Genomic DNA, 18,186 nt, shown 5'->3' with positions numbered 1-18,186 from the left:
GTGACAGGGTGTTGGCATGTCATAGAAAAATACGTTCTACCAGTTCAACTTTGCTTTCTTTTATAGCTTCGTCATTCGTGACATCAAGAAATAAAGAGATGGGAGAGAAGCCGATATATTTCTTTTCTTGTATGGTCAATATGCCCACGAAATCATTGATGGTGATTTTCTTCAGACCTTCGTTTATCTCTTTGGGGACGCGGTAGTACCAATCGGGCTTTTCTTCATTTTCTTTAGCTTCTTGTTTGATGAAGATACATTCTTCCGTGATAGCAAACGGAGCTGCCCGAAATTCATAATCCTCCTCTGCCTGACCATCCTCTTTTATATCAATCATTTTGAACTTCTCTTTCCAATTATTGATTTGTTCTGTCATTTTCTCATCCGTCAGTCGGGTCAGTGATTGGAAATCCAAAATGGCTTTTCCTGCCACTAATTCGCATAACTCTATTTTTAGGGGAGACTGAGTATCGTCCATTTCGCATTTATACCAAGCTTGTTTATCTGTTTGTATTTGTTTCTTTTCCTTTAAAAGAATATGCATATAGGAACTTTTTGCTGCATATAGAACGAGTGTATTCCATTGATTGAAAAGTGTTATTTCAAATCTTTTGCGATGAATTTCCTGTAAGTCCAGTTTGAACTTATATTGATATAAGAAATAATTATCGGTGGCTGTTTGTTCAAAATCCCAAAAAGTGGTTGTGTCATTGTAATGGTCGGTGTCATACCAATAATGTTCTCCTATGTCTGGCAATTGCGTGTTGTGATTAATATGTATTGCTAAATCATATGAATCTGTAGCGTTTATCAAACTGCAAAAGTTGTTTATTGCACAATATGTCATATAGATTAACATGATTCTGTTCTTCTGTTTGTGTCGGGTGAAATCATATTTCATAAATTCCAGTACCGGCATTTCCTGTACGGAAGGTTCTTTTCGAGCAAATTCTGTAAAGAAGTGGTGAAGTTTTATGAAATCACCGTCGATATCTTTCACATCTCCTTGTTTGGATTTATATGTTGGGAGTATCTTTAACATGATAAGCAGTAAAGGGACCAATTGTACTGTCGGGCGTTTATTGATTGCATTAAGTAGCTTGTTTAATTTTTTGTCATTGCATTCCGGTGATTCCAGATTGTTTATACAGACATATCTGAGGTAAGCATACAGGAGGTCAACGTCTGTTTCAGGATTGATATTTATTTTCTTGATCTCATGAATATAGAACTCGGAAGCTTCTTTGTAGGTCTCCAATGTTTCATTGATATCCAGTTCGTTGTAAGTGTCTTGTAAGATTTGTTTTTCCAGTTCTCTATATAGACATCGTGCTGTGAAAGGTTTTATTCTCTGTATGCTGTTGTTGGTTGTCAGATTATATTCTATATATTCACCGAATTCTTTTTTTGTGTTCCGAAATAATCTTAACTGGCAGAGATCGTTTAGACGATTGCGCAACTGTATGTCTTCTTGATTATCATGTTTCATATCTTCTAAGTATTTAGTATGTGAATACTAATCGTGGTTCATCTTTTGTTTAAGTGGCAAATTTATATTATTAATTGATGTGTCAACAAATAAATATTGATTTTCTTTGCGAAAGAAAAAAACAGTCCGTCCTATATCGGATTTTAAATTATAATCGATATATTTGCCGTGTATTGCTTGCAGTACAAGACATATTAGATTGTAAAGAGACGTTTGTTTTCTTTCGGGTCCTATAAATACCGCCAATTTTTATAATAAACCCCGAACAAAGAACGACAGACGTCCGTGTTCCATATATGGGCACGGACTGTTGTTTTATTCGGGGTAGGTTACTTGGCGGTGCCTTTAGGACGATAAAATGATGGTACCGTGCTTTTTCTTTTCTAATTAAGATTAAATTCAGCATTGTGCTTTTTGAGATTTTAAGAACGAATTATTATGAAGCTTATTTATAATTTCTGGTATTTTTTATTTTGTAGTAATTGCATGGATATAATAAGATACGTAAAGAATGAAGAGCACTATGCTTTATTAATGGATCAAGTTAATAAGGTGAAACACACACTTTGGATTGGTACTGCTGATTTGAAAGATTTGTATGTAAAGTCTTTGTCTTCTACAGCTACTCCATTTCTTCAACTTTTAGAAGAAAAAGTGAAAGAAAAAGTGGCTATTCGTTTAATTCATGCGAAAGAACCCGGTACGAATTTCCGTGCTGACTTTGACAAATATCCTCTTCTTTGGACAGGTGTTGAGCGTGTTCTTTGTCCTCGTGTTCATTTCAAAATTCTAGTTTTCGATATGCAGTCGGTTTACATTGGCAGTGCGAATATGACGGGGGCGGCTTTTGGAATGAAAAGTACGAAGACTAGGAACTTTGAAGCAGGAATTTTTACGGAGGTTCCCGAACTGGTGGAGAGTGCGGTGGAGCAGTTTGATGAAGTTTGGATGGGGAAACATTGTAAGGGATGTGGGAGGAAGTTGTTTTGTGGAGATAAGGTGGTTTGATGATATAAAAGGAAATAATTAAAAATTATAAAAATATGTTTGGAATAGAGTTTGTTGCAGGGCAATTTGTTAAAGCAACATTAAAGTCGGCTGCTAATCAGCTATTGTCGGACCAAGTGGCAAAAACGGTCAAAAGGCATGCATGGTGTGCTTCATTAGTGATGATATTACCAACATTTGGGCTGGATTCGTTTCTTTTTATTGGTGTTTTATGGCATATGTATAAAAGGATTTGTGATTTAGTAAACATTCCATTTTGGGAACATTTCGTATCAACGTGTTTGATTGCTATTATTGTCAATTTGGTTTTTGCATTTATGGCAAGTTTGTTTTTGAGTTTTATACCATTGGGAGATTCTTTACTTGCATTTGTTCAAATTATGTTATCCGGCATTGCTTATTTGAAAGCATTGACTGTAAAATATAATTCGGAACAAAGTATTTCTCACGAATAATATTAAATGTGTAACAAAGAAAAGAGTAAGAGTGAATATGGAAGATAAGATAACTTTAGTATCAATGTTCGAGTCGAACAGATATGAGCTGGAAAGAGAACTGGAGAATTTAGTGTTGCCTCAAGATGCATCCAAGATTCAAAGCGTGGTTATGAACATATTGAATACTATGTTTGAAGGAAACGGAGAGTATCGTCAAAACTTAACCCAATCTGAAGATTATATTTTAGTTGCGGCTATAGAGTTGCTTAATGCCCAACAGGATATAGCACGCGAGATTACTGCCGGAATGGAGACGAAATCAGATAATGTATCCTATGTGTCCGAGAACAAGAATAAGCGAAAGGGCATAGATCCATATTTAATGGCGGGAGCCATTACAGGAGCAACTATTGGTATGACATCTGGTGTTTTGTTGGATACTTGGAAAGCTATTTTTTGTGCTATTGCGGGCACTGCTGTTGTGATATATGGCTCTTCCCTATGTAAAACTAAGTCAGTGGTAAGTGAGAATGTATCTCATCCGATAAATGTTCAAATATTTATGGATGTTATAAAAAATATTTGTGGGAAAATAGATGATTTGATAGAGACGTACCGTGTACAAGTGAAGCGGGTGAAGAATATGTGTGAGAAAAGAGAAAAACCTTCTTTACAAAAGGATTATCCTTTGTTGCTTCAAGCTATTCAAGAATTGGTGGTTATAGAGCAAAACACTAATGAGTCGGATAAAAAGATAAAGAGAGTAGAGAAGAAGATTGCAGAACTTCCCGAAATATTAGAGAATTATGGTTTGGCTATTATAAATGGAAAAATAACGGAAATACGATAATAATATGGACTATCTGTTGGTTAAGCCGGATAAGAATCGGCATAGGTATGTGGTTGGGATAGACTTTGGGCATGGCGAAACATCCGCCGCCTGGTGTAAACTGGAGTGGGATAAATCGGCCGGAAAGAGAGAATCTATACCTTATGATGTAGAATTAATTGGAAATTTAAAGGTGATTCCTTCAGCTATTAATATAACTCCGGACGGGAGGTGTTATATTGGAGAGGATGCTTTTCATTCAGATTTCATGATGGATGGTGCTAAAATGAGAGTTGGTTTTAAGCAATGTCCTAAAGAAATAGAAGGAGAATCTGAGCAACTGATGATTGAATATATGCGATCTATATATGCGCGCATTATTGAGAAAGTTGATAAATTGCAAAAAGGTAATCATATTGTATATATTGCTCGTCCTTCCGGATGGACAGATGATGAAACGAAAGATTTGTATCAGCGGATGGCCTTAGAAGCCGGTATACCGTTAGGGGGACTGACTTCAGAATCGCGTGCAGCTATTTTCTATGCGATAAATAGAGATGAATTCAAGAAAAATGTGTTGCAAGGAGGCATTGTCTTTGATTTAGGGTCAAGTACACTGGATTTTACTTATTTGAATTTTGATGATCCTGATCCTATAGATCATGGGTATCCTTGCGGTGCATCTATTATTGAACAGGCGATTTTTGAGCAACGGTTGTTAAAGGATAATGTATTTTCTGATTTTCTAAAGAAATATCCGATGTATAAAGATGCATTTCTTTTTGAGTGTAGAAAGAAGAAAGAAGCTATTTATAATACAAGCGATACGAATTTACGTGTTAGAGAGAAAATAGAATTGGCACATATTGTAAGTTTGGATTCCTTACCAGAAGAGGATATTGATAAATATGAAGATGTGGCATTGAAATTGAGATTTTCGAATGTGAATGAATTCAATGAATGGTTGGAACAAGTGTGTCATTATAAGACTGATATAAAGAATGCCATAAGGAACTATTTGAATCAATGGATTCGTGGTAAAAAGGTTTATGGGGTTTATCTTGCTGGAGGAGCAACAAGGATGAACTTTTTAAAACCGATTATTACAGAAATGTTTCAACTCTCAGATGAGCAAGTGAAGGGTGATTCAGAACCTTCGTTGACTGTGTCAAGAGGGATCGCCCTAATAGGAACAGCTGATGCGGTGACAACCGTATTGAGAGAAGATTTGGAAAGAAAAAAGATGCAGTTGGTAGAATCTCAAAGGCTGTGTATGAGAATGGACAAGTTGGTCCAAGATATGGCGGAATGTATCTCCGAAACTTCATGGAATGTGGTGCACGAGGCTTGTTCGGATTTTAAAAGAAAAGATTTGGATAAGAATTTAGGGGCAAAAGACTTGGAAGCCGATATCCGCATGAGATTAGAAAAATTCACAGAAAGTGAATTATCGTCTGTTATCTCTGGGATTTTTAATCAATTCTTTCAGTATGAAAGTGAAGATGTCAGGATGGAACTGAATGACATTATTCGCTATTATGCCCCTGGTCAAGAGATTAAGAATGTACGTAATGAGGTTTCGGATATCAGTTTGGATATACAAAGTATCTCCGATATATGTATGAAACACACATCGGGGATTGTCAACAAATTATTATGGGCAGCTCTTGGTATCTTTTTATTTGGTGTCTTTTCTTTGATATATCAAGCAATTAAATTTTTGATATATAAATTTAAATCAGAGGAAAACAGACGTAAGGATATATGCCAAGAACTTGAAAAGAACGAGTCGAAGATTAAGAGTGACATTAAATCGGAGTTGGTTAAGACGTTCTTGGAAGATGCTTCGTTTAGCAATATTGTGTCTAAAGAGTTAAAATCCTATCTTGAAAAGTTAATTCAATATAATATAGATAGAGTCAGAATTCCTATAGAGTAAAAAATAAAATAAGATGGAAACAATTTTAGAAAAGAAACCTCAAGATGGAAGACAAGATGAGGACCGTTTTGAACCAATAGCAAAAGTGCTGGCTGCTAACGCTGTAGCTCAGTCGTTGTCTTTTACGATGGAACGAAAATATCTGAATGAAATAGGTAAAGAGGGGTGGACAGGTGCTGGATTTGGATTAGAAGCGATTCATCAGTTCGATTCTCCATTGGCACCCTATTGGATAGAAATAGAACGTATCGGGAGGCCACTTGATAATAATGTGGAGAATTGTTTTTCGGCTATACAAAAGATTCTTTCGGCTTGTTTTCTGCCGAAGAAGACGCAACTAATCTTTTTGGTGCATACAGAAAATGGAGTTTGTCATCTTTATATAGGTATTCGTCCGATTGATAGTCGGGAAGTTAAGCTTTCTTTTGTAGATAGTTTGTCAGACTTTATAGAGGGGATTTGGCCAGGAATAAAATGTAGAACGGTAAAAGGAAAAAAACGTTTGGATTTTATAACCGATAAAATTAAGGATGAACAGAAAGGATATGATTATATTTATTCTATAACGGGTATTCCTTCTATGGAAAGCCAATATAAATCAATTTATCCGGCAACGATAGACAAATTGATTGCGGGAATGAGGAAGAAGAATTTCTCTTATTTAGTTGTTGCAGATCCAGTACCGGAACAAGAGGTTGATGAAATATTGTATAAATGTAGGGATTTTAATGGACAAGCTGAATCTTTGAAATCTTTTAATTTTTCAGAAAGTGCATCGGAGGGAACTAATGAATCCTTTAGTAAAGCAAAAGGGATTATTGAAGGATTTTCAGATTCTATTTCAAAGAAAACGATTAATATGCATGAAATTGCAGATGCAAGTTTACTGTTGGTATCTTCGTTTTTTCCACCGGCTAGTGTAGCTGTGGCTTCGTGTATCTCTCGAAAAACAGAATCTATTGGGGTTACTCAAAATCAGAGTAAAAGTATCAGTCAGAATTTGGTTAATAAGCATATCGAATCCGTTTCAGAACATTTATTTTACCATTCCAAACGATTTGAGACTGGAAAGGCTATTGGATGTTGGAACGTGGGTGTTTATTTGATGGCAGAAAAGGAAGCCGATATTCAAAGTGCGTCATTGCAGCTAAGGTCTATATTGAGTGGTCAGGAATCGATTTTTGAACCGGTTCGTATTCATGATGTATCTTCATTGGTTGATGAAGAGAAAAACAATACTTTAGCATTAATGGCAGCACCAACGATACGTATAAAAACTCCTTCTGATGAATATTTTGAGCATCCTTTAGGTAATCATTTTAAAGAGTTGAGGACACTTCTTACCACTAAAGAACTCTCTTATTTGATTAATTTTCCATTACGTGCAGTTCCTGGGATTAGTGTGATAGATAGTTCTCCAGAATTTAGTTTGAATCAGCCGGACGAAGGGGGAGAACATACGATTACATTTGGAAAATTATTATATGGTGGAACTGAAACAAAACTAGAATATCATATTCCGATAGATATGTTATCTCGTCATACTTTGCTTTCCGGAATTAACGGTAGTGGGAAGACGAATACGGTTCAATCTATATTGAATGGTTTGGATATAGACTGTCCGTTCTTGGTAATTGAGCCGGCAAAGACGGAATATGTAGATTGGGCTTTAAAATATAATGAGGAACATCCAGAGAATCCTATTGATATCTATATTCCCGGTTGTAAGAAGTATAAAACAGGCTTTACTCCTAAAAAAATGAAACTAAATCCTTTTGAATTAGTTTGGTTAAAAGAAGAACAGGAGCCAAACGTATTGACTCATATTGATAGATTGAAATCAACTTTTGCGGCAGCATTTCCTATGTATGACATTCTCCCTGTGTTGATGGAGGATTTGATTTATACGGTTTATCAGAACAAGTCAACAGATTGGTTGGGGCAAGAGCCAAAGTATGGTGTTACGCTCCCGCCTACGTTGAACGGGATGAGTATCAGTGTGGATAAAGTCATTTCTAATCGGCAATATGAAGAGCGGATAGAGCGAAATATGAAAGCTTGTTTGAATACCCGTATTGATAGTCTGAAAAGAGGATGGAAGGGAGAAATGCTGAATACGCTTCACTCAACTCCTTGGGCGGACTTATTTAGTAAACCTTGCATCATCAATCTTTCTTACGTAGGAGATGATGTTGATAAGTCATTCTTTATGGCTTTGATTCTTCAATTCTTATATGAGTATCGTGCTGCGCAAGCTGAAGTAGGGGAGATTGATTTTAATGATAACACTTGTCGGCATTTGACGGTTATTGAAGAAGCTCATCGGGTGATGGCGAAATGTGAGAATCAGGAATTGCCTCAATACAAATCGGCAATGATATTTAGTAATATGTTGTCAGAAATCCGGGCGTATGGGGAAGGGATATTCTTGGTAGATCAAGTGCCAACACGATTGATTCCTGATGCGATTAAAAATACGAATTTGAAAATTACGCATCGTTTGGTGGCTGAAGATGATTGTAAAGCAATTAGTGAATCAATGGGGCTAAATGATGAACAACGTAAAGTTATTGCGAAATTGATGACAGGTCAATGTGTCGTTTCTAGTTCATTATCTACAGATACGTATTGGGTTAAAGTGAATAAAGTGAAATAGTATGAATTTATTCAATCAAAAAGTTGAAGATATAGATACTTCAAATGAAAGGGTGAAGAGTCCAATATTGGGGCACTCCGAGAGTTGCTATTTAAAGGAGTTAGAAATAAAAACTGAGACATGGGAGGAACTAAGCTTAGAAAAAAAGATTGATTTTGTGCGGAATGTAGATGGCAGAATAAATGAAGTGTCAGAACAGACCGGTTTAAACAAAGATTCTCTTTTTAAGGAATTTTTCCCAGAGATACAAACTATAAAAACAGGTCAGCATTTTTGGGACGGAAAGAGTGTGAATGGTGTGAAATATTCGATGCAGCCATTTGTTTCTTCCACAGGAAAAATATATAGAGGTGTGTTTCCTGAATTTCCAATCAAACGAGAAATTTGTCTTCCTGATTACTGTATGTCTGATGCATTCTGGAAAAAGTATGGTAATGGTTCAGATAGAATGCAGATGAAATACGCTACAAGAATGTTAAAAGATGAATTAGTCAGAGAACCGAACTTGAAGGAATCTTTAAATCTAAATGATTACCAGTATGCCGATATTATGGATGAAAAGGATAAAATTTCCGGATTGACTTGGCATCATGATATCGATTATGGGCGGATGAAACTAATTGATGAAGATATTCATAGCATGAAGAAACATCAACATACAGGAGGCATGGCTACATGGAATGATCGTTGGATTCAAGATCACTTGTTGGCTGATTCTGATATGGCAAAAGTAGACGAGAATATAATTTTTGATGAAGCTGCATGCAATAGTAAAATGTCTCCTTCTCAACTGGAATATATTAGTGAAGTATTGCCATTAAAAGATACTGATCTATTGATTGCCCGAATTGATGAATTAAATAGGAGAGACGACTTACCTCCTAAAGCTATTGATTCAGATAAAGATCTGGTAAAGCTGCTTGAGTCGATAAAACATGAGATTAATCCTTTATATTTGGAGGCTCCACAAGATTCTGTTCAGATAGAAAAAATATCAGAAACAATGAGCAGTATGGCGGGAATAGATTATAGTGAATGGAAAGAAATATCTTTTGATAATCGAATGGAGGTATTACAGCAATTAGAGAATAAGATAGCTGCAATTTCCCATCGTCCGGCTTGTGAAGTTTGTACTAAAAACTTAGGAAATGGATACATCGGTAATTATTCACAAGATTCTAATAAAATAACAATAAATATTGACTATATTCGCTCAAATTCCGGAGATGCGTATATTCAAGTTTTGGATACGTTAGTTCATGAAGGACGCCATGCTTATCAACATTATAATTTATATGTGAGAGAAGTACATCCACGTCAGGGCGAAGTCTCTAATTGGTGTATAAATGAATTTGAGTATGGTTATAAAGATGTGCAACACTTTGGATTTAAAGTTTACCAAATGCAGCCTGTAGAAGCGGATGCGCGGGCTTTTGCGGAAGATGTGTTAAAAAGTTATATGAGTAAAATAGCATAATGACATGGAAGAAATAAAAAATATATTGATTTCAAGGGGGTATACGGAGAAACAGGCTCTTGCTATTGCTCCTGAATTGCTGCAAATAGATAATAGTTTACAAAAAGGATTTCGATGTTGGTTAGTCAGTGAGGAAGAAACGGATTATATAGTCGAGGGGGTTAAACTGTCAGAATTGAAACATAAATTTGATCTGACTTATCCGGCAGCTTTATTGACAATAGACTGGTTAATCAAAGAACCGGAGAGAGCAGTAAAAAGTATTAATCGTGGAATTAAATAAAAAAGATAATATGTCGCAATTTCAATTAACAACAAAAGTAAACATTCCGCTTAGTGGAGGGATGAGGATTGATAAAGGACAAACATTTATTGTAAATCTTCCTTTTGGGCATTTGCCATTTGATTCTATTAATAGCAAAGAGGCTGTAACCAAGCGGTTGGAACTTGAAGGTTTCAATATAAAGGGTCGTGAGAGTATATTGAGTAGTGGTTATTTTGATTTTAAAAAGTTGTAAAAATGGGAAAAATAAAATGTCCAAAGTGTGGGAGTTACAATGTATCATATACTATGTTAGGGTGCATAGAAAGAACAGGAATATATGGAGTAGCTATTGCTGGAAGTTTAATCGTATCTTCGTTGACTCCTTCATGGATGCATACACAAACCTCTTCAATGATTAGAAAAACTATTCCATCAGAGTATTGTTGTAATAGATGTCATTATAAATTTCATTCCAAAAAAGAAGGTTAAATTTTATGTCGTTTATTGTTGATTTTTTGCAGTCCAACTGGATAACTAAAGCTACAAAGTGTGCTTATAATCTGAGACGGCTGAAAGCGTTAGTTTTTCAGTTAGGGCTGTTTTTGTCGAGAAAAGGTTTGGGTCATCTTCGGGAACAACTCAATTTAATGTATTGTTATCTGCGTGATATTGCAACGGGAAAGTATAAAGATTATGATATCTGTAGTTTGATTTACATCATAGCAGCTACACTTTATCTACTTTCTCCAATAGATATGATTCCTGATTTCTTACCAATGGGATTTGTGGATGATACGACAATTATCATTTGGGCATTGAATGTTTCATCTAAGGAATTGGAGCGATATAAAAAACAGGCCTTCGATTGTGGAGAAAGCTATTGAAGCTTTAAAGAAGTTGGATAGATGAGAGGTGGCTTTGTTTCTTTCAACTGAAGAATCGATATTGTTTAAAATGATTCTTTTAGATTTTAATGGAACAGCAGTGAAATGGAAAATAAAGAAGAAATATATTTATGAAAATAATAATCAAAATTGGGGATTCTCAATTACCTCTCCAAGTAAAAGATGAATATGAAAAAGAACTTTGTTTTAAAGCGCAAAAAATAGTAAATGATAAGCTCTTGGCATATTCACGCGTGTATTATACAACCGAAGAAACGGTTTTGTTTAAAATACTCCTTTTTGATTCTGTATTATCTGATTTGAAAGATGAAGGTGAGGATGAGGAACTTTCCCAGGAGTTATTTGGTAAAATGCAGAGACCTTCTAAGATGGAAGGTATAAAAGACTGAATTGTGTATATTATGGAAAAAGAAAAACTATCTATTCTTCTTTTTGCTAAAAAAATAGGGATTGGACCATCTACTTTATTGCACATTATCAGAGGTAGAAATGCTCCTTCTCTACAAGTTGTCCAAGCTATTCAAAGCATATCCTGATATAGATTTAAATTGGTTGATAGAATAAAGTTGAACTAAGAATACATTATAAATAGTTTTCTGGCAGATTGTGTGGGAAATATATTTATAAAAGTGATGAAACAAGGAGAAACTCAATGGCAGATATAGAAAATTTAGAAGAAGAATACGCCAAATTGGTGGAAGAAAAGCAAATAGAATTGATTTGGCATCCTGAAAGAAGGGAGGAATATAAAATTAGCTTCAGTGTAGGCAATGTTGTTCGTTCATTTTATTTTTGTAGAAATGATCCTCCCATGTCAGTTTTTCATGAGTTTACATATTTTTATCTATATATGTATCTTGTGGAAATGAAAAGTAATTGGATGAAGTATGCAGTTAAGGCAGTGCTTTGCTTACGACAGATGCCGGTTGCAGTTCGGGAGACATATTTATGTTGGTATCATAAGGGGATTATGGAGGCTTATGGCTCTGGAAAAAAAGCAGAGATACATCGTAGACAGTACTTCTTGTATGCTTCGGGAGAAATTCCTCTTTCTTCTGTTCTTGATGATATGATTGTAGAGGTTAAACAAAGTATTGATGGGTATCTGGCATTTTGCATTGAAATATTGTCCTATACAGTTAAGTGTGCGGATATTTTAGGAGAGGATGAATTTTATGTGTGGACAAGGGATCAGTATGATCTAGTAGAGAGAACATTGAAAGAGGCTATAAATTTGTATGGAGAACTAAACAGGTGTCCTGTGTCTTTGCGTTCCTGTCTTTACTATTTCCAGGGTATCTATTATAAAAAAACTCGAAGATATGTATTGGCTGAGCAGGCATTGCAGAAAAGTGTCGATCTATTATCAAAAATAGAAATTTCGGCTGATAGAAACATTCGAATAGCTCAAAATAAGATAAAGGATATTCTGAAGGTTATTCAATACTCCAACGTCAAGGGAGTGGAGGTGGATAAAATAGATGAAATTCATCAACTTCTAACAACTGATTTACTGCTACTCGAACCGAAATACATAGCTTGTATAGAATTATTTTTCCATAATCCGATTGAGATTAATGAGGAAAATGAATGTGAGGAAAATGAAATAGTTGCTGAAGAATCTGAAAGAGACGAATATACTTTTGATGAGCTTTATGATATGGCAGAGAAGGGGGATGCAGATGCTCAGACAGTTATAGCTACCTGTTATTTGTCAGGAGATGGGGTTGCTCAAAACTTTCGTTTAGCTTTTGAATGGATGCAGATGGCAGCTCGTCAGGGACAAGTCCAGGCACAATGTTTAGTTGGAGAGATGTATTATAAAGGTATAGGTACGGAACAAGACCAGGAGAAGGCTTTTGAATGGTGGATGAAGGCTGCTATACAAGGAGAAGCCGATGCTCAGAATTATATTGGATGGGTATATGATGTAGGACTTGGCGTGGAATCGGACTATACTGAAGCGTTCAAATGGTTTGTTATGGCCGCTGAGCAAGGTTTAGCTATGGCTCAAGCTAATGTAGGAGAGTATTATGAATTAGGCAAGGGAGTTTCTAAAGATTTGGAACAAGCTGTTGTATGGTATCGAAAAGCGGCAGAGCTAGAATGTGAGGAGGCAGTTGAAGCTTTAAAAAGGCTGGGTAGATGAAAAGAGTGTTCTTTATGTTGGATGCTGAGTGATAATATGGTAGTGAAAGAGGGATTAATAGAAAATGAGAATAGACAAATGGGATCTTTTTATGTGTAGTCTTATAGGTGGATTGGTAATATGTAGTCCGCTTATTGGTGTTTATTATGGAGTCAAGTGGATTATTAATCATACTCCTTCAAAAATAAAAAATAAAGAGGAACAAGACTTAGAAATTCATAAACTAGAACAAAAATTAGGTCTTATAAGAAGAGACAACAAAGCTCTCCATTATGATCCTCATTATTATAAAATAAATTTAATATTTATATCGAACTAACGTTAGTTTAAATAAGATAATATCATGTATAGAGGAAAAAACGTTTTCAGATGCACCCAATGTGGTAAAATCTTTGTAGCATCCGATTTTGAATATGCTGCTACAACCTATTCTGTTCCACAACCCTGTAAACGTTGTGGAAGCATAAGGACACTGCCTGCTTATCATATACTATTCAAATCGGTTTATAAAAAGATTTGGGAAGACATGGAAAAAATAAAGAATAAATAAAAGAATCATATACAAGTCGGCAACACATCTTAGCACGAAGTTTTTCAGCAACAAATACTATTCCATGCAACTTGCGTTCTATGGCCATAATATGGCTGTCGCTGATATTACCTACAAAAACGTGGCGGTGCGTCAAGATATTGTAGATTTTCGTTTGACGAATGCAAATTGGAGAGTATGTACGATTACTTTGACTGTCTGGACGGACTTGATAAAGACAAGATAGCAAAGGTCCTATCGGTGATATGTTCAGGAATGAAGATCTGTTCCGTATGATGAAACTCAGCAGTGAGGAGATTAAGGAAAAAAGACTTAAGCTTACGGGACCGATTCTTGAACGGATTCATCATAAGGTGGTCATGATGATGCAGGATGCGAAAATCATGGCAAGCGAACCGATGAGAAAAGCTGCGAGCTACACGATAAACCAGTGGAAATTCCTGAAAAATATCCTCAAGGACGGTGTGGCGGAAAATAGAATGATTACTCGTTTTGGCTGCTGAGCAGGGTAATGAAGAAGTTGTTGATATTTTGAAAGAATTGGGAAATTTGAAATAGGAGATTTTTGCTAGTTTTCTATCTTTTCTGTTGTGTTTTTCCATGTGTTCGAATATAACATTGAGTATTAACTGTAAATAATAATGTTGAAAATTAAGAGTATAGAAGTAGAGGAATATATAAAACGGGCTGAGCGAGGAGAGGCGGAGGCTCAGTTTTATTTGGGACTATTTTATGAGAAAGGTTATGGAGTAGGAAAAAATCTAGAATTGGCTGTAGATTGGTATCGTAAATCTGCTGAGCAGGGTAATGAATTAGCAGTTGCGGCTTTGAAAAGAATAGATTAAAATGAGGGGTAGTAAACTGATGAACAATATGTTATCGGAAAAGTACAATTTTATTTCCGAACGATAAGGTAAGGTACACTGTTAAAAATGGAATATGGTATTATGGAAAGATCGAAAGTGATGAAACCGGTGCGGCTGCAAGTATCGGCTTTATTAAAATATATGAGTGAGGGACTTTTTGAGAAAGAACATATAATGGCTTTGGCTTTACTGACTACTTTAGCGGGTGAAAGTATTTTTTTATTGGGTCCGCCGGGAACGGCAAAGAGTATGATAGCCCGCCGATTGAAGATGATATTCGAGCAGGGTAGTTCGTTTGAATATCTGATGTCACGTTTCAGTACGCCCGATGAAATATTTGGTCCTGTTTCGATTTCTAAATTGAAAGAACAAGACATTTATGAGCGAATTGTAGATGATTATTTGCCTGCTGCCACAATTGCTTTTCTAGACGAGATATGGAAGGCGGGACCTTCTATACAGAACTCATTACTCACTGTGCTTAACGAAAAGATTTACAAGAATGGACGTAAGGAGATTGCTTTACCTTTGAAAGGAATGATTGCCGCATCCAACGAGTTACCGGCAGAGGGGGAAGGGTTGGAGGCTTTATGGGATCGCTTTTTGGTACGTGTTGTTTCCAACTGTATTTCCAACGAACGTTCTTTTTATAAGATGTTGCGGCAAGGAACTAAAACTACTATGCGGCAATCAATTCCTAAAGTAATGCTTATTTCGGATGAGCGTTACAAACAATGGCAAAATGAGATGGAACAAATTGAGGTGTCGGACGAGATATTGAAATTAATAACCCATGTACGGATGGGTTTGAGGAAATATGTACAGAATACAGAAGAGGCGGATGGAGAAAAGTTTTATATTTCCGACCGTCGCTGGAAAAAGATTGTGCATCTCATGCAAGCTTCGGCATTTTTGAATGGAAGAAATGAAATTATAGAATCGTAATCATTCTATTTTCCGCCACGACAATTTTATCGGCTGTTTTTCAGCCGATAAAATAAAAATGCCCGCAAGAAAATATTTTTGTTTTAACATTCCGGTTTATAAAAACATGGTAGAAGAGTCTTCTTGTCGCAGTCCTTACCATGAAGAATACATTCGAACAGGTGCTTCAGGTAATCCTGAGGGTCTATGCCATTAAGCTTGCAGCTTTCTATCAGAGAGAAGATGAATGCCGAGTTTTCTGCCGCATCCTCACTGCCTATGTTCATACAGTTCTTGAGCAACAGCTTTACCGGTTTCATCCTTTGTTCACAGAGGTTGTTCGATATTTCCGCTGCACCGTCCTTGAGGATATTTCTCAGGGACTTCCACTGGTTTAACGTATAATTGACAGCCTTTCTCATCAGTTCGTTAGCCATAACCTTCGCATCCTGCATCATCATGACCACCTTATGATGGATACTTTCAAGGATCGGTCCTGTAAGCTGCCGTCTTTTCCCCTTTATCTGCTCACCGCTGAGCTTCATGGTGCGGAACAGCTCTTCATTCATGAACATATCGCCGATGGAGTCTATTATCTCCATCGCTGTCCTGTCCGAAGGCAAGGCGTCAACCCACAACCTTCTGCAGTGCGTCCAGCATCCTATATGCAGCACCTTTGAGTCTTCTCCATCAAACATTCTGTAAACCGTATATCCGTCAGTGGACAGGGTCCCCATAAAATGTTCCAGGAACGACTTCGCCACATCGGATGACCTGCTGCCGTTGTTATAGTGATAATAGACCATCTTCATATGCTTTGCAAAGAATGCCCATAAGTACTTTCTCCTGTAAGCCTTGCCTTCCTTTGTTTCGATGCCTACAAGTTCGGTCGTCTCATCAACCATAAGATATTCAGCCTGCTGTACAAACCCCTTGAATACCTCTCCGATAAAACCCTTGAGTTTGGCGATTCCGTTATGGATATAGCTGTTCAGTGTGGTATTGCTTATGTGGATGCCCTCTCTGGCAAGCAGTCTTATCTGCCTGTTCTCCGGCATGCTGAAGTCATATTTCAGACAGAGCAGACGGGCAAGCAGTTCAGGAGAGAAGATGCCTCCAAGGTCTTTCAGCGGATGTTCCATCGTGTTCGCGAAAGTGCCGTCCGCAAGCTTCACCCTTGCCACCTTGTAGACATGCTCCACGTTATGAGCCCTTACATGTTCTATGACCCTGTATTCCCACACATCAGGCATACCGTTGCGGTTCATGAACCGTCCTCCTTCGGGAAGCGTGTAATACTCGTCCACTTCATGTACTACCACTTTGTCAACTTTCAATTTGGTTTTCACGGCACGTGGTGCAGTTTCCTTTCTTCTTGAAGGTTGGCTGTCCTGTGCAGGTGTGCTACCAGAAATGGTACTGCTGCCGGTTTCGTTACCGTCAGCCTTATCGTTGTCATCATCCTTTCTGTCAGAACCGTCATATTCGGACTTATGCAGTGCAGACTTGTCAAGGTTACGGTTGTTCAGCAGTTTTCTTTGCTCGGATGTACGGCCGAAACGGTGTTTCCTGCTGTCCTCAAGCTGAAGCCTGAGATTGGAAATCTCGTTTGCCAGCATCCGGTTCACCTCGTCTTTCGCTTCAAGCTGCTTTCTCATAAGCTCCATTTCTTTTCGATAGTTCTCGACTGTTACGGATAATTCATTGATTGTATCAACCAGAGCCTTGGAGTTCTCCTTATTGGATTCTTCAATGGCCTTAAGCCTCGCAATCAGTTCGTTTACCTGTTTGCGAAGCCCTGCCTTTTCCTCATTCGCCAGACCCAACTGGCAGCAAAGTAACTCGTATGCCCTTTCATCAATCATGATATAAAGGTACGAAAAACCAGGCAGTTACGCAAACTTTTTATCGTTTATTTTTATATTATTTTACTGATAGTCAATATGTTAATATTAATCTTTTGAACTAACGTACATCTTGTCAACTACAATACTTTCCGTAAGATAGGCCATGTCTGACCATTGTATCCGGTAGCATTTGGAGACCTCATCAAATACCGGTTTCTTGAACTTTCCCATGACAGGACGTTTCTCGTAAAGCACATAAAAACCGCGTTCGTAATGAAGTATCTTCACAACCTTCCGGTTACGGGACATGAACATATATACATTGGATGCATCGCTCGGGTCAAGTGACATCTCTTCCCTTATACTCTCACACAGACGGAAAATGCCTTTCCGCAAATCCACATTACCGTTGAACAGATAATAGTTCAGGTTAGCACTCAGTCCAAGCATATCATCCTATCATTTTATTAAGCAACAAGCTCAAATCAAGAACTGTGGTGTTTCTCAGAAACAGTGTGGCACCTGATGTCAATTGCAACTTAACCCATCTTATAGGAGGCTCACCTTCAAGCTGTTTCACTTCCATTTTCACGGTTGGACTGTTGCAGGGATTGCCGGTTATCTGCACCTTGGCTACCTTGGGCTGTTCCACCCGGACTGTCTTGCCTAACTTCTCACTCCACAGCTGGTGGCGCTGCCAGTTCATGAACTTGTCGTAATTCACTCCATAATCCGCACAGAACTCGCGAAGGTCTTTGGTTTCGCAGCACAGCTGATAGAGGTCGTACACCTCCTGGTAGTTTACTTTTTCTTTTGCCATAATCTTTGTTAGTAATTGGTTATGG

General features: G+C 37.2%; 19 protein-coding genes and 2 pseudogenes. 17 read left to right on the top strand and 4 right to left on the bottom strand.

Annotation, left to right across the window (positions count from 1 at the left end):
* Positions 1-19 precede the first annotated feature (19 nt).
* On the bottom strand, positions 20-1,489 hold the full coding sequence (locus tag A4V03_RS09990; RefSeq protein ID WP_065538775.1) for a hypothetical protein: 1,470 nt from the start codon (positions 1,487-1,489) through the stop codon (positions 20-22).
* Positions 1,490-1,927: 438 nt separating this feature from the next.
* Between A4V03_RS09990 and A4V03_RS09980 the strand changes: the two genes are divergently transcribed.
* The 17 genes and pseudogenes from A4V03_RS09980 to A4V03_RS09910 form a co-directional block, all read left to right on the top strand.
* The gene (locus A4V03_RS09980) at positions 1,928-2,497 is read left to right on the top strand and encodes a phospholipase D-like domain-containing protein (protein ID WP_236588643.1); all 570 of its coding nucleotides are present in this window, start codon (positions 1,928-1,930) and stop codon (positions 2,495-2,497) included.
* Between the two features lie 35 nt (positions 2,498-2,532).
* Positions 2,533-2,952 carry a hypothetical protein gene (locus A4V03_RS09975; protein WP_065538773.1) on the top strand — a complete coding sequence of 140 codons (420 nt, stop codon included), beginning with the start codon at positions 2,533-2,535 and terminating at the stop codon, positions 2,950-2,952.
* Between the two features lie 37 nt (positions 2,953-2,989).
* Positions 2,990-3,784 (top strand): hypothetical protein, encoded by a 795-nt coding sequence (locus A4V03_RS09970; protein ID WP_065538772.1) that lies wholly within the window; start codon positions 2,990-2,992, stop codon positions 3,782-3,784.
* 4 nt (positions 3,785-3,788) lie between these two features.
* Positions 3,789-5,702, top strand: coding sequence for an Hsp70 family protein (locus tag A4V03_RS09965; protein ID WP_065538771.1), 1,914 nt, complete (start codon positions 3,789-3,791; stop codon positions 5,700-5,702).
* A 13-nt stretch (positions 5,703-5,715) separates the two neighbouring features.
* Positions 5,716-8,358 (top strand): ATP-binding protein, encoded by a 2,643-nt coding sequence (locus A4V03_RS09960; protein ID WP_065538770.1) that lies wholly within the window; start codon positions 5,716-5,718, stop codon positions 8,356-8,358.
* 1 nt (position 8,359) lies between these two features.
* Positions 8,360-9,835 carry an HNH endonuclease gene (locus A4V03_RS09955; RefSeq protein WP_065538769.1) on the top strand — a complete coding sequence of 492 codons (1,476 nt, stop codon included), beginning with the start codon at positions 8,360-8,362 and terminating at the stop codon, positions 9,833-9,835.
* Between the two features lie 4 nt (positions 9,836-9,839).
* A complete protein-coding gene (locus A4V03_RS09950; protein ID WP_065538768.1) occupies positions 9,840-10,118 on the top strand; it encodes a hypothetical protein in 279 nt (92 codons plus the stop codon).
* The gene (locus A4V03_RS09945; protein WP_236588644.1) at positions 10,105-10,353 is read left to right on the top strand and encodes a hypothetical protein; all 249 of its coding nucleotides are present in this window, start codon (positions 10,105-10,107) and stop codon (positions 10,351-10,353) included. The genes A4V03_RS09950 and A4V03_RS09945 overlap by 14 nt, the downstream gene beginning before the upstream one ends.
* 2 nt (positions 10,354-10,355) lie before the next feature.
* The gene (locus A4V03_RS20755; RefSeq protein WP_141243586.1) at positions 10,356-10,589 is read left to right on the top strand and encodes a hypothetical protein; all 234 of its coding nucleotides are present in this window, start codon (positions 10,356-10,358) and stop codon (positions 10,587-10,589) included.
* A gap of 5 nt (positions 10,590-10,594) precedes the next feature.
* Complete coding sequence (locus A4V03_RS09940) at positions 10,595-10,984, top strand: YkvA family protein (protein WP_065538766.1); 390 nt, start codon at positions 10,595-10,597, stop codon at positions 10,982-10,984.
* A gap of 131 nt (positions 10,985-11,115) precedes the next feature.
* Positions 11,116-11,394, top strand: coding sequence for a hypothetical protein (locus A4V03_RS21320; RefSeq protein ID WP_065538765.1), 279 nt, complete (start codon positions 11,116-11,118; stop codon positions 11,392-11,394).
* A gap of 12 nt (positions 11,395-11,406) precedes the next feature.
* On the top strand, positions 11,407-11,541 hold the full coding sequence (locus A4V03_RS09935) for a helix-turn-helix domain-containing protein (protein ID WP_236588645.1): 135 nt from the start codon (positions 11,407-11,409) through the stop codon (positions 11,539-11,541).
* A 116-nt stretch (positions 11,542-11,657) separates the two neighbouring features.
* Positions 11,658-13,154 (top strand): tetratricopeptide repeat protein, encoded by a 1,497-nt coding sequence (locus tag A4V03_RS09930; protein WP_065538764.1) that lies wholly within the window; start codon positions 11,658-11,660, stop codon positions 13,152-13,154.
* Positions 13,155-13,218: 64 nt separating this feature from the next.
* Positions 13,219-13,473, top strand: a complete 255-nt coding sequence (locus A4V03_RS09925; protein WP_065538763.1) for a hypothetical protein — start codon at positions 13,219-13,221, stop codon at positions 13,471-13,473.
* A 464-nt stretch (positions 13,474-13,937) separates the two neighbouring features.
* Positions 13,938-14,177, top strand: a pseudogene (locus A4V03_RS09920) (IS66 family transposase); the annotation flags it as partial.
* Positions 14,178-14,345: 168 nt separating this feature from the next.
* Positions 14,346-14,549 (top strand): tetratricopeptide repeat protein, encoded by a 204-nt coding sequence (locus A4V03_RS21540; protein WP_065538761.1) that lies wholly within the window; start codon positions 14,346-14,348, stop codon positions 14,547-14,549.
* 120 nt (positions 14,550-14,669) lie between these two features.
* Positions 14,670-15,512, top strand: a pseudogene (locus A4V03_RS09910) (AAA family ATPase); the annotation flags it as partial.
* 86 nt (positions 15,513-15,598) lie between these two features.
* On the opposite strand, the gene tnpC reads toward A4V03_RS09910, so the two are convergent.
* The 3 genes from tnpC to A4V03_RS09895 form a co-directional block, all read right to left on the bottom strand.
* Entirely contained in the window at positions 15,599-17,359 is a 1,761-nt protein-coding gene (gene tnpC, locus A4V03_RS09905; RefSeq protein WP_065538760.1) for an IS66 family transposase, read from the bottom strand.
* Between the two features lie 87 nt (positions 17,360-17,446).
* Entirely contained in the window at positions 17,447-17,791 is a 345-nt protein-coding gene (tnpB, locus tag A4V03_RS09900) for an IS66 family insertion sequence element accessory protein TnpB (RefSeq protein WP_065538204.1), read from the bottom strand.
* Between the two features lies 1 nt (position 17,792).
* Positions 17,793-18,161 carry a hypothetical protein gene (locus A4V03_RS09895; protein WP_065538205.1) on the bottom strand — a complete coding sequence of 123 codons (369 nt, stop codon included), beginning with the start codon at positions 18,159-18,161 and terminating at the stop codon, positions 17,793-17,795.
* Between the last annotated feature and the right edge of the window lie 25 nt (positions 18,162-18,186).

Source organism: Bacteroides caecimuris (genome assembly GCF_001688725.2).
GTDB classification, from domain to species: Bacteria; Bacteroidota; Bacteroidia; order Bacteroidales; family Bacteroidaceae; genus Bacteroides; species Bacteroides caecimuris.
This window is presented reverse-complemented; position numbering and strand designations above follow the sequence as displayed.

Coding starts and splice junctions, on each gene's coding strand:
- A4V03_RS09990 (WP_065538775.1), bottom strand. CDS start 1,489: ATGAAACATGATAATCAAGAAGACATACAGTTGCGCAATCGTCTAAAC.
- A4V03_RS09980 (WP_236588643.1), top strand. CDS start 1,928: ATGAAGCTTATTTATAATTTCTGGTATTTTTTATTTTGTAGTAATTGC.
- A4V03_RS09975 (WP_065538773.1), top strand. CDS start 2,533: ATGTTTGGAATAGAGTTTGTTGCAGGGCAATTTGTTAAAGCAACATTA.
- A4V03_RS09970 (WP_065538772.1), top strand. CDS start 2,990: ATGGAAGATAAGATAACTTTAGTATCAATGTTCGAGTCGAACAGATAT.
- A4V03_RS09965 (WP_065538771.1), top strand. CDS start 3,789: ATGGACTATCTGTTGGTTAAGCCGGATAAGAATCGGCATAGGTATGTG.
- A4V03_RS09960 (WP_065538770.1), top strand. CDS start 5,716: ATGGAAACAATTTTAGAAAAGAAACCTCAAGATGGAAGACAAGATGAG.
- A4V03_RS09955 (WP_065538769.1), top strand. CDS start 8,360: ATGAATTTATTCAATCAAAAAGTTGAAGATATAGATACTTCAAATGAA.
- A4V03_RS09950 (WP_065538768.1), top strand. CDS start 9,840: ATGGAAGAAATAAAAAATATATTGATTTCAAGGGGGTATACGGAGAAA.
- A4V03_RS20755 (WP_141243586.1), top strand. CDS start 10,356: ATGGGAAAAATAAAATGTCCAAAGTGTGGGAGTTACAATGTATCATAT.
- A4V03_RS09940 (WP_065538766.1), top strand. CDS start 10,595: ATGTCGTTTATTGTTGATTTTTTGCAGTCCAACTGGATAACTAAAGCT.
- A4V03_RS21320 (WP_065538765.1), top strand. CDS start 11,116: ATGAAAATAATAATCAAAATTGGGGATTCTCAATTACCTCTCCAAGTA.
- A4V03_RS09935 (WP_236588645.1), top strand. CDS start 11,407: ATGGAAAAAGAAAAACTATCTATTCTTCTTTTTGCTAAAAAAATAGGG.
- A4V03_RS09930 (WP_065538764.1), top strand. CDS start 11,658: ATGGCAGATATAGAAAATTTAGAAGAAGAATACGCCAAATTGGTGGAA.
- A4V03_RS09925 (WP_065538763.1), top strand. CDS start 13,219: ATGAGAATAGACAAATGGGATCTTTTTATGTGTAGTCTTATAGGTGGA.
- A4V03_RS21540 (WP_065538761.1), top strand. CDS start 14,346: ATGTTGAAAATTAAGAGTATAGAAGTAGAGGAATATATAAAACGGGCT.
- tnpC (WP_065538760.1), bottom strand. CDS start 17,359: ATGATTGATGAAAGGGCATACGAGTTACTTTGCTGCCAGTTGGGTCTG.
- tnpB (WP_065538204.1), bottom strand. CDS start 17,791: ATGCTTGGACTGAGTGCTAACCTGAACTATTATCTGTTCAACGGTAAT.
- A4V03_RS09895 (WP_065538205.1), bottom strand. CDS start 18,161: ATGGCAAAAGAAAAAGTAAACTACCAGGAGGTGTACGACCTCTATCAG.